The 12,423-nt window shown below is 42.7% G+C and carries 11 protein-coding genes; 3 read left to right on the top strand and 8 right to left on the bottom strand.

Translation table 11 applies throughout. The annotated features are described in order from the left end of the window. Window positions 1–62: 62 nt before the first annotated feature. From J2736_RS10730 to J2736_RS10745, 4 genes are all read right to left on the bottom strand, one after another. Window positions 63–1,391 carry an ABC transporter substrate-binding protein gene (locus J2736_RS10730; protein WP_310226271.1) on the bottom strand — a complete coding sequence of 443 codons (1,329 nt, stop codon included), beginning with the start codon at window positions 1,389–1,391 and terminating at the stop codon, window positions 63–65. A gap of 86 nt (window positions 1,392–1,477) precedes the next feature. Next, the gene (locus J2736_RS10735; RefSeq protein ID WP_310226273.1) at window positions 1,478–2,485 is read right to left on the bottom strand and encodes an asparaginase; all 1,008 of its coding nucleotides are present in this window, start codon (window positions 2,483–2,485) and stop codon (window positions 1,478–1,480) included. 16 nt (window positions 2,486–2,501) lie between these two features. Continuing rightward, entirely contained in the window at window positions 2,502–3,668 is a 1,167-nt protein-coding gene (locus tag J2736_RS10740; protein ID WP_310226275.1) for an ROK family transcriptional regulator, read from the bottom strand. A gap of 393 nt (window positions 3,669–4,061) precedes the next feature. After that, on the bottom strand, window positions 4,062–4,979 hold the full coding sequence (locus J2736_RS10745; protein WP_310226277.1) for an alpha/beta fold hydrolase: 918 nt from the start codon (window positions 4,977–4,979) through the stop codon (window positions 4,062–4,064). Between the two features lie 230 nt (window positions 4,980–5,209). Between J2736_RS10745 and J2736_RS10750 the strand changes: the two genes are divergently transcribed. Then, complete coding sequence (locus J2736_RS10750) at window positions 5,210–6,319, top strand: TolB-like translocation protein (protein ID WP_310226279.1); 1,110 nt, start codon at window positions 5,210–5,212, stop codon at window positions 6,317–6,319. Window positions 6,320–6,432: 113 nt separating this feature from the next. On the opposite strand, the gene J2736_RS10755 is transcribed toward J2736_RS10750, so the two are convergent. The 3 genes from J2736_RS10755 to J2736_RS10765 all read right to left on the bottom strand — a co-directional run bounded on the left by J2736_RS10755 (window position 6,433) and on the right by J2736_RS10765 (window position 9,900). Beyond that, window positions 6,433–7,890, bottom strand: a complete 1,458-nt coding sequence (locus J2736_RS10755; RefSeq protein WP_310226281.1) for a sensor histidine kinase — start codon at window positions 7,888–7,890, stop codon at window positions 6,433–6,435. Next, window positions 7,880–8,578: a response regulator transcription factor gene (locus tag J2736_RS10760; RefSeq protein WP_310226282.1), complete on the bottom strand. Its 699-nt coding sequence runs from the start codon at window positions 8,576–8,578 to the stop codon at window positions 7,880–7,882. Before J2736_RS10760 ends, J2736_RS10755 begins: the two co-directional genes overlap by 11 nt. 95 nt (window positions 8,579–8,673) lie before the next feature. Next, a complete protein-coding gene (locus tag J2736_RS10765) occupies window positions 8,674–9,900 on the bottom strand; it encodes an MFS transporter (protein ID WP_310226284.1) in 1,227 nt (408 codons plus the stop codon). Window positions 9,901–10,215: 315 nt separating this feature from the next. Between J2736_RS10765 and J2736_RS10770 the strand changes: the two genes are divergently transcribed. Next, window positions 10,216–10,959 carry an MBL fold metallo-hydrolase gene (locus J2736_RS10770; protein ID WP_310226286.1) on the top strand — a complete coding sequence of 248 codons (744 nt, stop codon included), beginning with the start codon at window positions 10,216–10,218 and terminating at the stop codon, window positions 10,957–10,959. Between the two features lie 78 nt (window positions 10,960–11,037). Here J2736_RS10770 and J2736_RS10775 read toward each other — a convergent pair whose 3' ends face one another. Beyond that, a complete protein-coding gene (locus J2736_RS10775) occupies window positions 11,038–11,472 on the bottom strand; it encodes an Rrf2 family transcriptional regulator (protein WP_310226288.1) in 435 nt (144 codons plus the stop codon). Window positions 11,473–11,694: 222 nt separating this feature from the next. On the opposite strand from J2736_RS10775, the gene J2736_RS10780 reads away from it, so the two are divergent. Further along, the gene (locus J2736_RS10780; protein ID WP_310226290.1) at window positions 11,695–12,333 is read left to right on the top strand and encodes an FMN-dependent NADH-azoreductase; all 639 of its coding nucleotides are present in this window, start codon (window positions 11,695–11,697) and stop codon (window positions 12,331–12,333) included. Window positions 12,334–12,423: the final 90 nt, after the last annotated feature.

Below are 12,423 nucleotides of genomic sequence, written 5' to 3' on the forward strand. Positions count from 1 at the left end.
TATCGGATAGGAAAAGACAACCGGGACAGAACTCCGCCTCGGTTGTCTGCTACTAAATGTACTTATTTATTATTTTTCAAATATTCTTGCTGCTCCTTGGTTAGGAAATCAGCCAAATGCTTAATTGTATCTTCGAAGGATTGCGTTTTAGTCAAATATTTTTGAGTCTCTTGTACAGCGAATGTACCTGAGAACTGGCCAAGCTTGGTCAGATGGCTCGGCGGTCCGGCAAATACAATGTTAGAATCCGCCATAGCACCCGCGTATCCGGCAATTGGACCTTTGCTGAAGAACGGATCCTTCACATTATCTTTATAAATCGGAATGCTCGAGTTTTTAATGCTATATTGTAAATTGATCTCAGGGGAGCTTAAAAACTGAATAAATTTCCAAGATGCATCTTTGTGCTCCGAGTTGGCCGCCATCGCATATGCCGCTGTGTAACCCCAGAAAATATAACGTTTGCCATCATCGGATTTCGGCATCGGCACAACGTTCCAAGTGCCTTCTTTCATGTTCTTTTGAGCCGTAATAATGACTTCAGGAGTTTGATTCAGGATGGCCGTCTGCCCGTTCAAGAAGCCCTGCACCATTTCATTAAAGCCCCAGTTGACCGACTCTTTAGGAGAATTTCCATTTAAATAGATATCATAAAACTTCTTGAATGCCGCTTGCGCTTCCGGTTTGTAAAGAATCGATTTACCGTCTTTGTCGAACCAGCTCTCGCTATGCGTCGCCGCCATAACGTATTCCATCGCCCGAAGGACACCGTTCGCGCCGCCACGGAATGAAATACCATATCTGGATTTGGATGCATCCGTTAGCTGCCCGGAAAGCTTAAAGTAGTCGTCCCATGTATCGATTTTCTCCGGCAAGTTGCTTTCTTTGAACCAGTCGCTACGAATAAAAAGACCTTGTAGCAAAAATCCATCAGGAATGGCATAGACCTTGTCCTGATACTTGTTTCTTGCCTGCTTGAACGCCTCGGTCAGGTTGCCTACTTGATCCCATTTATCGTAATAAGGTTGTAGATTTTCGATATAACCGGCGGCAGACATAGCTACGAGAGATGTATCGTCGATGCTGATAACATCCGGAAGCTGTTTGGCAGCACCGAGAGCCATCCATTTCTTATTCGCATCATCCCAAGGAACGGAAGTGTATTCAACTTCAATGTTCGGGTTTTTGGTTTGGAATTGTTTGATGAAATCTTGCATGAGTGCTGTTCGCTCTGCGCTTGGAAGTGGATCTAAATACGTAATTTTCTCCTTTTTGCCTGAACTTTGAGCTGTATTACTTGATTTCCCTACAGGTTCACTGGAGCAGCCGACAAGTCCGACTGTCAGCACAAGAGCCATGCTCATCACCATTGTTGACATTCTTTTTTTCAAAATTAACCCCTCCCGATTGTTCCTCGAAATTATATATGTAACTTGTCGGACCGCTATTTGTGCATATCCGACAATGCTCATATCGACTATGAGTGGATTTGAAGCGCGAAGACAGTTGTATTGCGGCCAATAACTTTCTTGTTATCATTCTTGATCTCTATGGGTGCGAGCTCATACATGCTTTGAATCGTCTTGGTATTGTCATAATGGATTTGCTCCAAAATCGAAGCGACGATTAACGGCCATTCATCCTCGGAACCATCTAGCACTTTCAAGGCGAAAGCTAGCTTTTCTTTTTTTAGCCCGAAGCAATAGACGCCTTTGGCTCCACCCTTCGCTACAATATTCGTATCCCTAAGCAGAGCTGAACAAATACGATCAGAACCAGCAACCATTTCATAGTGCTCATTCATAATACCAACCATCTTCTCAACAGCCGTCCGAATCGCTTCATCCTCAATAAGTTCTGGGCAAGCCAGCTTGAGAAAAGCTATTGCCAAATTCCTCAAAGGAATGGCAAACACCGGGAACCCACAGCCATCAGTGCCAAGTTCAATCTGGTTAATCACGCACTCCGACAAGTACGAGAGCGTTTCTAATATCTCTAGCTGCGCTGGGTGTTGAGGCTCAAAATAGGTCTCCAAGGGATATCCCATCATTTTGCATAATGCTAAAATCCCTAGATGTTTGCCAGAGCAATTATGATAAATCGAACGCTTAGGCGCTTGATTGCGAAGCAAATCCTCCGTCGCGTAAACGCTAAGCGGATAAGTCGGGTGGCATACAAGCCCGTCTTCCGCCACGCCAATCTTCCTGAGCATCGACTCGAGCGCATCAACATGAAATGGCTCGGCACGATGAGATCCCATCATGATTGCCGTTTCCTTACCGGTTAGCCCGAAATGGACATCAGCACCATGGCGCAACACAGGAATAGCTTGAAACGGCTTGCCAGCAGATCTTAGGAACGTGACTGCGTTCGTATCACCAACAACATACTTCACTTCCCCCGTGTAAGAGACTCCACAAATGTGCCCCCGATGCACGCATTCGAGTGTCTCTCCGCGATATTCTTCCAGCAATATTTGGTCCATATGACTTCCTCCCAGGTTACATTTCATGATCCAATCGCTGCTGCAAAGCAAGAGTTGCCGCTCCGATCATAACAGCGTTGCTTTGAAGTTTGGAACTTACCAGTTTATACGTTCCGTTAAAGGGTCCCCATATAAACTGATTTATTTTTTGTTTCACAGTTTCAAGCATTTCTACATGCTGCTCAATCAAATGTCCACCGAGAATGATCGTATCTGGGTTGTACATGCACACAACATTGCTTACTGTAATTGCGATATACGTACAGGTACGGTCAATAATTTGCACCGCCCAAGCCTCATTATTATGTGCACTGTCAAATATTTCTTTAATACTTGTTATAGATTTAACTTTATTGGCTTCTTGAATGATCGTGAAATCAGCAATATATGTTTGAAGACATCCGCGTTTCCCACACTCGCACAGCATACCATTCGGGTCTACGGTTGAATGACCAATCTCACCCGCAATATTCGATTCTCCCCGGTAAACTGTACCATCAATAACAAGCGCAGAACCGACTCCGCTGCCAAAACCAAGCAATACCGCTCTCTTGGATCCCTTGACGAAGCCGTAGTACGTTTCACCCAACGCTTTGACTTTCAGATCATTATCAATGACCGTCGGAATATGCAGATGTGACTCTACCATAGCAGCGAAATTGACATTCTCCCATCCTAATTGCGAAGAGAATACAATCGTGCCCTTATCTGTATCGATGATTCCCGGAACGCCTATTCCGATTCCGATGATTTTAGAAAGTACAATCCCATTGTGATCAATTAGCTCTTTGATATATTCGGAAAGCTCATGCGCTACCTTGACCGGTTCCTCTAAGTGATAGAGCTTCGCGATACTTTTCTCAACAATAATGTGACCGTCAAAGTCGATGATCCCTATTTTAATTAATCCTTTATCCATTTCGACACCGATCGTGAGCACGGAACTGGCATCAATATCTAGCATCGTCGCTTTTCTTCCTACACCTGAAGAGTATTGCTCTGTTTCCTTGACCAAACCAATTTGACAAAGATCGTTGACTATGCGACCAACAGAAGTAGCGCTCATCGAAGTGAGCTTTGCAATCTTCGCTCTAGATATCGGACGGCTGCTCTTAATAAGGTCGAGCACCATATTCTTATTTTTCTTCTTTATAAATTCCTGATCGTGCTTGCTAATATCCATATTTTTAACCACCTTTAATTACTCCACTGGTGTTATTAATTAAACAAAAAAAATATAAATAACGACTGATTCCATTAGTAATAGATAATATATCCGAGGAAATCAACATCAATTAATCCTTCGGTGTTATTAATAAGATATTATCAGCAGATTTGTATCCTGTCAATAAATTTCGTATTTCATGTTATGTAATATAACATAAAACATGAATTGAGAGTTCCTTTTTCATTCTTCCTACATGGATACTTGAAAGCACTGTTATTTTATCTAACATATTTTACCCGATAAGAGAATAACATTCGCGGAGAACAAAAACCGAGGTCTCTCCTAAGAGAATGCCCTCGGATAATGACGAAGTCAACTCGTATTTCTTCTATATCATGAATAAAACTCTTACTTTCTAGCTGCTTGATACAATTTTTGCGCCAAATAGCCAGGCTGCTCATAGGCCGTAGTCATATGATCACCTTCCCCGAGAATAAGTCGGAATTGGCCCAAATGGCTGGATTGCGCAGGATGGAAACCATATTTGTCTCCTTGTGGCGTAACTGTATCTGAAGTTAAGAACAGATAACTTTTGGGAATATTCAAACCATAAAATTTCTTCAAATCAAGTTTTTGCACAAGTGGTGTGGCAGGTTCGGGTTTTGCGTTTTTGTATATCGACTTCGCAAGGCTTTCACTCGCTGTGTTTACAAAGCCTTCTCGAAAGAATGTGAACGGCATCGTTATTGTGCCATTTCCAGACGCTTCTGCCAGTTGTCCAAATACCTTTTGAAGTTCAGGGGGGAGTTGGTCACTCAGACTTTGGCCATCAAGCGGTACAAAAGCGTCAAAGAAAACCAAACGGTTTATCCGATCAGGAACTTGTTCAGCAACTTTCTGAATAACAGTGCCTCCGAAGCTATGTCCAACTAGCACGAAATTCTTTAATTTTTTCGATGTAATATAATCTACAACTGACTTGACAATATCTTCATGTTTCACAGATGGATTATATAATGTACCGTGACCAGCATATTCTGGCACATATACGGTATGCCCCTGTTTTTTCAGCTCGGCAGCGGTATTGCTCCAGAAATTAGCGTCCGCCCATGAGCCATGTACAAGCACAAATGTTAAAGGATCTTCTTTATTCGTATTTGCTGCAAGTCCTGAAATCGTATTTGCATTTGTGTAGGACACACCATTTTGATTTTGACTTTTGATCTTCACAGTATTCTTATCGTCAGATTGCGTACATCCTGTCGTCCCGCTTATTAAGATCGCGGTTCCAACAATGGCTCCTACCCATGCACTGGTTGTCTTCATATTATTCTCCCTTTATCTCGTTTTTTTGTTTGTGTCATCAGCTGCTTTAGCTCTAAGATTTACGTTTTGGTTCCACTTGATACATGTAATCCCGATACTTTTATTTACATTTTCGAAACATTTGTTTGTATGTTTGGAACAATATTTTGATATATTTTGAATGTGATTAAACGATGGTATTGAGCCTGTTTGACACGAGAAAGAAACAACAGATAAAAAGGAGAGACAACATGATTCGAACTACTACAACAATGAAATTGATCCCGATTCTCGCCGCCGCTTGTATGCTTGCTGCTTGCACAGCAGAAGACAAGGGACCGCGTTCTTCTTCTATTCCGAATATAACCGTTGTCAATGATGCAAAAAGCCCCGCGGGAGAGCCTAGTGTGTCCATCGATAATCTGCTACATCTCGATCATACAGAAATCATGGATTGGGTAGACAATAATACGATAATCGTTTCTAAGGAAAATGAGTCCTTAGGTAAGATAGCTCTGGCGGAACAAGCAGATTCTTATCCCCGAAGTCTCTACCTGTATGACCTTACTACCCGTCAATATAAACTATTGCAACAACGTAAAAACACGCATTTCGGCGGGGCTGTTCTGTCTCCTGATAAAAAGAGCTTGCTATATTCCGAATACTCCGTAGGGGATCCTGTCTATTCGGTTATGAATATGCAAACTATGACTACATTCCGCCTGACTGGAGGGTCGATCGGAGGTGCAATCAGCGCCAAATGGGCAGATTCAGAGACGATCATAGGAGCCTCCTACAACGGTGGCGCTTATACCGCTACAACGGACGGCAAGATTACAGCGCTCAATAAATTGGATGAAAGGGGCCTGTTTATCGTAGAGAAAGTCGGCGACACGTTGTACTATAACACCCAATCTAATGCGTCGCTCAAAGCACTGAATTTGGTTACTCAGGAACAAACGAGCTTGAACCTTAACAATGTTACTAACGTCCTTCCTTCGCCAGACGGCCGCCAGATGCTAATCCTGCAAGCAGAAGGCTCTAGAACAAACCTTCTACTGCACGACATAAAAGGAAACAGCCATAAAACGATTGCCAAAGGTACGGAGCTAAGCGGTATTTCCTGGTCACCGGATCAGCGAATCATCGCCTATGGATTGAAAGGCGATGTGAGCGGTGCAAGTGTCAAAGGTCTCTATCTCTACGATATGCTTACCGATAAATCCACTCGGATTGCCGTCGATGTCGAACCTATAACCACCTCATGGAGCCCCTCCAGTGAGCGCCTTGTCTATACGGAATGGCATACCAAACCATACAGGAGCGCCATTGTGGAAATCAACTATTCCTTGCAGAAATAGTCACACAAGCAAGAAGCCGGACCGTCTGTCGCCTTAATGGCAATGGACGGTCCGGCTTCTTCGATTTATTTCCGATGAAAACCGAGATTAGATATGCTCTCGTTTCAAATTGCTTAGACGTACGCACTTGGAAACATGATACGGAACAGTGTGCCTTCCGAACTGGTATTTAGGAGCACGATGGAGCCTCCTTGCGATTCCGTATATTTCTTAGCAAGTGATAGGCCAAGCCCCGTACCGCCGATTTCGCGTGATCGATTTCTATCGACCGTGTAGAACGGTTCAAAAATTTTGTGAGTGACATCTTCCGGAATCCCGATGCCTGTATCAGCAATCTCTATGATAACTTTTCCCTCGTCTAACGCCGTCTTCACGAAAATACGCCCTTTGATTTTATTGTATTTGATGGCATTGTCCAGCAAATTCACTAGCACAATGGAGAGCTGTTCCTTATCAGCATCCACATAAGCCTCATATAGGTCGGTCTCCAGCGTAATGCCGAACTTATCCATTTTTCCTATTAAGCTATCCAGTACGGTTAGTATCTCTTGTCGCACCTCCAACTTCTCCCTATGGAATTCGAATTCGTATTTCTCCAAAGCGGATAGTTGCAACACCTTTTCCACCATCTCATAAAGTCGCTGCGTATCGCCGAGAATGTTTATTTTCGCAGTGTCTAGCAGCGTCTCATCGTCGGGATACATATCCAGCAGATCAATATAGGATTTGATTGAAGTTAGAGGGGTTTTGAACTCATGCGTGACGTTGCCGATAAACTCCTTCTGCTGCTGATCTAGCTGCGATAATTTACTCACAGCCAAAGCTAGCTTTTCACGCTCCTCATCCTTATCTTGCATCGTCTTCCTTATTTGCTGGCTCATTATGCTGATTCCTTCACTCAGCTCTCCTATTTCGTCTTTGCGTCTGAGTACGGTGGGTATGAGGTTACCTGAGCGAATCTGGTTTATCGTCCCATTCAACTTAATAATGCCAGTAGCGAACGAATTGAAGTAAAAATAGGCAAGAATGAAACTAATAATAAAAACGCTCGCGCCAATATATATAAACAATTGCTTGATCTGCTTGTAGAATGCAAGGTTATCTATTAAGGAATAATAAAATTGAATGACTCCCACCTGTACACTGCCTATGGTTAGGGGAACAAAATAATAGAATGATTCGCCCTCAACCAGATAGGCTGTTTTATTAAGCAGCGCTAGATCTAATGTCTGCCGAATACCGTCCGACATTGTGAGACCCGAATTCGTATTGAGAACGGTTCCCTCTGAATCGTACAGGACAACGACTAGTCCTGTGATCAGCTCAAGGTGTTTGGCGAAATCCCGGCCTTTTGAAGCTAGATAGGTTTGAGGAACCTTGTTAGACTCCCCCATGAGTGATTGGAGAAAATAAATATTCGCAGTTGCGGCTTGTTGGGAGAAATATTGTTCCAGCTCGACTTGCTGATTCTTCTTAATACCTTCAAGCACGAGCAGACTGAGGATGAAAACCGTAAGAAGCAGAAGGCAGACCAGAAAGATGCTGAATTTGAGCTTAATACTAATTCTCACGATATCCTCCCAAGGTTTTATAACCAACGCCATGGACGGTTTGTATCGTTCTGCCGCATTCTTCCCCTAGCTTCTTCCTCAGTCTCACCACATGAATATCAACGGTTCGTGTACCGCCAAAATACGCCAGTCCCCAGACTCGATCAAGCAGCTGTTCTCGCGTGAATACCTGGGCTGGGTTAGACAGCAGCAACGTCAATAGATCGTATTCTTTCGGAGTCAATTCCAACTCTCTCGTACCGACGTAGGCCGTTCTCTTGTTAAGTTGCAGCACGATCTCCCCCAAAGAGATCTCGGTTGCTTCTTGTTTTTCCCCAGCAGCTTGCATCCTCCTGAGCAAAGACCTCAGCCGGGCAAGCAGCTCCCGCATGTCGAAGGGCTTGGTCATATAATCATCCGCACCAAGTTCCAACCCTAATACTTTGTGAACGATATCTTCCTTAGCCGTCAGCATAATGACACCAATACTCCGGCCTCTATCTCCAAGTTTCTTCAGAATCTCATAGCCATCTATACCAGGAAGCATAACATCGAGGATTAAAGCGTCAGGCTTGAAAATAGGTAATCTCTCTAGGGCTGTGTCTCCACGATGAATGATCTCGACGAGATAGCCTTCTCTTTTCAAAGCATATGCGATGGCTTCAGCGATTTTCTTTTCATCTTCGATCACCATTATTTTATCGCTCATGACAAACTCCCTTCATCCTTAAAGTGATACCAGCTATATGTCATCATATCATATTTGATTTTCGTTTATTTTGAAAAGAAAGACGATGTCCGAAGTCACCGCCTTTCGCTTTCCCCTTTCATCCGCAAGCGCTGGTGACGCAGGTACATGAAGTAAACGATCAAATATAACACGTACAAAATACCAGACAACAGAAACATTGTCGCATAGCTTGTCATTGATACAACTACCCCAAGCAGAATCGAACCAAAGCCAATCCCGATATCCAAAAAGTTGTAGTAGGTCGCTGAAGCAACACCACGACGTTCAGGCTGCACGAGGTTGATGACCCAAGCTTGCAAGGCTGGAAACATCGCGCCAAAGCCTGCCCCACTGAACACCCCTGCGAGTAAAAGCATCGCTAGTGAATCTGTAAAATACAACAGGACACAGCCAATTATGCATAAGATCGCCGTAGGGAATAGAACCCAGAAAGGTCCTTTCCGATCAAACAACGGTCCGCTCACGAACCGGATCAATATCTCGCTGATGGCTACAACGAGGAAAAAGTAGCCGGTCTGCGTTATGCCTATTTCCTTGCTAAACAAAGTAACAAAGCTCAACAATCCGCCAAAGGAGAATCCCACAAATGAACCTAGGATAGAAGGTACTAGCACCTTTGGCTCAATAATTTCAGTCCAAGCAGGTTGTGATTTTCTCTGCTCCACTGAATGAATCTCTATAGAAGCCGCTGATTCAGAGGCAGCCTTCTCCTGAATACCTGCCTTTCTAACGAGTAAAGTCATTACCAAAGTAATCACTAGGATGATTACACCAACTCCAAACAAACCGGCATAATTGTAATGTTCCAACAACCATAAGCCTAGTAAGGGTCCTAGCGAGAAAGAAACGGCATTGCCCATGGCAAAGTACCCCATCCCTTCCCCACGCCGCGCTGTAGGGATCACGTCGGATACAAGAGTGACATACAACGCGGTTGCAATTCCGAAGCCAAAACCATGGAAAACTCGAAGCACCAGCAAGGTAGAAATCGAATCAGTCGCATAATGGCTCGCCATCCCCGCAAGACTAATGGCCACGCCAATGAGGAGCAGTTTTCGCTTTCCTAATCTCTTCACTCCAAAACTAATTAGCAACCTTGACAGAACCGCCGAAAATGTAAAGATGCCAAGCATCATACCAATCTGTGACCCGCTTCCACCCCTCTCGTCAGCAAAGATCGGAAGTGTCGGCAACAACATCTCAATGGAGACAAATAAGAACAAATTAGAGAGCGCCAGTAGAATGAAATTTTTTTTCCAGAGCTTATCGACCGTTCTCATTAATTATCATTCCAATCTGTATATATTACTTTCACGGATATTCATACTATCAGGACTAATACGAATAACACTGTAACTTTGTCACATAGCCTCTTTTCCAAAATAACCAAGAAGCATTTGTCAATTCCTATTAATGAAATGATCATACAGTGGAAAAGCTATGGCAGTGAACAAGATCATATCGCACCAACCGTGATAGTCAAAGGCGTGAAGCGTTATGTGACATAGTTACAGTTTTTTTGCATAACACATGATACTATCGAAAAGTAAGTGTTGTAAACATATTAGCTAAATACGAGAGGAGCCATATTCCCAATGAAAATAGTAAAACTTCCGTGGGCTAGCGTTAAAATTGAACATAATGACAGTCGTGTTGTCATTGATCCGTTTTATAATTTCCCATCTGATCTCGGAACACCTGCAGGTACGTTGTATCCGTTGGATGATTTCGGTAAAACTGATGCTGTCTTACTAACTCACGTTCATCCGGATCATTACGATCCAGAAGCAATCAAGCAATTCTACGGTGAGAACGTTCCAATTTACGTACCAATAGAAACCCTTGAGTATGTGAAAGGACATGGATTTACTTCAGTCGTTGGTGTTTCGTTAAATGAGGCGATAACGATTGGAGCATTTACAGTTAATCCGACCTTCTCAGTAGATGGTCTTGGAGATCCACAAATAGCATGGGTAGTCTCTGCTGATGGCAAAAAAATCATTCATTGCGGGGATACACTGTGGCATGGTTTTTGGTGGAAAATCAAAACTGATCACGGACCCTTTGATGCAGCGTTCTTACCAGTTAATGGTCCAGTAGTCAATCTCCCCTTCATCCAGCCTGCAAGCATTGAACCTATTGTCATGACGCCTGAACAAGCGGTTTCAGCGGCCATGGCTTTGGAGGCAAAGTTGTTAGTTCCTATTCATTTTGATCTTGTGAATAATCCGCCATTCTATACACCTGCTAAGGATATAAGAAACCGCGTTACACAAAGTGCACTTGAGAAAAACATTACGGTGAAGTGGTTAGAGACGAAGGAAACCTTGACTCTCTAGTTATTGTTCATATAATTAGTCAAAGAAAAGCAGCTCATCCTACGTTGTAGGAGAAGCTGCTTTTCTTATTTGCTTTTATTAGCAAACCTTGTTCCCTGACTTCAGACTATCCACAACGTCTTTGATAGTTATACCTTGTAAAACTTTTTCTAATGCCAATTGAGCCATATTAAAAATAGGTTCAATTGCTCCTTGCAAGCTCTTGCCAACTAAACAATCAGGATTAGGATTCTCATGAATACTAAAAAGTTCATTCTCATTTACAGCTTCAACTGCTTTATAAACATCAAATAAGGTAATTTCAGCTAAACTTCGGGATGGCGTGGCTCCAGCTATGCCAGGGTTTACCGTAACAAGTCCTGCTTTTTTTAGCATCCCCATAATTTTCCTAATAACTACGGGATTCGTATTCACACTATTTGCTATAAATTGTGAAGAATTGGTTCCTTCTTTGTTGATTTCAAGCAGCGATAAAATATGAATTCCCACAGAAAAACGACTACTGATGGACATTTTCCTTACCATCTCCATTCTTTCTTGTATACAAGCTTCAACAATCGCCCGTAATTGCAACAGTTACAAGAGTATTCCCTTATTCTTATAATATGCAAAATTTTGGTCTTGTCTAGCGTATTGACACGCGCTTTCCTGTAACGTATATTATTACATGTAACTAAATTAATTACAGGTAACTTTTTTTTAAAAAAATACCTACAAGAAAAGGATGATCTAGTCATGGCAAAAGTTTTGTATATTACTGCGAACCCGAATGATGCTTCACACTCATATAGTATGGCTGTAGGCAAAGAATTTATTGAATCGTACAAGGTCGTAAACCCTACTGATGAAATTATTGAAATTGATTTGTACGAACAGTACATTCCACTTCTTGATTCAGATGTCTTCAAGGGCTGGGGAAAGCTCAGCTCAGGGATTAACTTCGAACAGTTGTCGGAAAAAGAACAAACAAAAGTAAAACGTCTCGCTGAGCTTTCTGATCAATTTATCGTGGCAGACAAATATGTATTTGTCACTCCTTTTTGGAACTTTTCCTACCCACCTATGATGAAAGCCTATCTGGATTCCGTCTCAGTCGCGGGAAAATCGTTTAAATATTCAGCAGAAGGTCAGCCAATCGGATTGCTCACGGATAAGAAGGCACTTCATATTCAAGCACGTGGGGGAAATTATTCGGATAGTCCTGCAGCAGAATTTGAAATGGGCCACCGACATCTTCAAGTAATGATGAAATTCTTCGGCATCCCTTCTTTTGAAGGACTGTTCGTTGAAGGCCACAATAAAAACAAAGAAAAAGCTCAAGATATTAAAGAAAATGCGATAGCTCGTGCTAAGGATCTAGCTCACAATTTCTAAAGTGGTTGCAGCATACCAGGAGATCTCAATTAATCATGGGCTCGATGGTGAGCAATAAGGACTTGGATAGCAGCTAGAAACGATATAACA

It is taken from the genome of Paenibacillus qinlingensis (genome assembly GCF_031455095.1).
In the GTDB taxonomy this organism is placed as follows: domain Bacteria; phylum Bacillota; class Bacilli; order Paenibacillales; family NBRC-103111; genus Paenibacillus_E; species Paenibacillus_E qinlingensis_A.

What these genes read in the sequence shown, in the direction of transcription:
- J2736_RS10760 (WP_310226282.1), bottom strand. Translation starts at nt 8,578, where the DNA reads ATGAGCGATAAAATAATGGTGATCGAAGATGAAAAGAAAATCGCTGAA.
- J2736_RS10775 (WP_310226288.1), bottom strand. Translation starts at nt 11,472, where the DNA reads ATGTCCATCAGTAGTCGTTTTTCTGTGGGAATTCATATTTTATCGCTG.
- J2736_RS10770 (WP_310226286.1), top strand. Translation starts at nt 10,216, where the DNA reads ATGAAAATAGTAAAACTTCCGTGGGCTAGCGTTAAAATTGAACATAAT.
- J2736_RS10745 (WP_310226277.1), bottom strand. Translation starts at nt 4,979, where the DNA reads ATGAAGACAACCAGTGCATGGGTAGGAGCCATTGTTGGAACCGCGATC.
- J2736_RS10750 (WP_310226279.1), top strand. Translation starts at nt 5,210, where the DNA reads ATGATTCGAACTACTACAACAATGAAATTGATCCCGATTCTCGCCGCC.
- J2736_RS10765 (WP_310226284.1), bottom strand. Translation starts at nt 9,900, where the DNA reads ATGAGAACGGTCGATAAGCTCTGGAAAAAAAATTTCATTCTACTGGCG.
- J2736_RS10735 (WP_310226273.1), bottom strand. Translation starts at nt 2,485, where the DNA reads ATGGACCAAATATTGCTGGAAGAATATCGCGGAGAGACACTCGAATGC.
- J2736_RS10740 (WP_310226275.1), bottom strand. Translation starts at nt 3,668, where the DNA reads ATGGATATTAGCAAGCACGATCAGGAATTTATAAAGAAGAAAAATAAG.
- J2736_RS10780 (WP_310226290.1), top strand. Translation starts at nt 11,695, where the DNA reads ATGGCAAAAGTTTTGTATATTACTGCGAACCCGAATGATGCTTCACAC.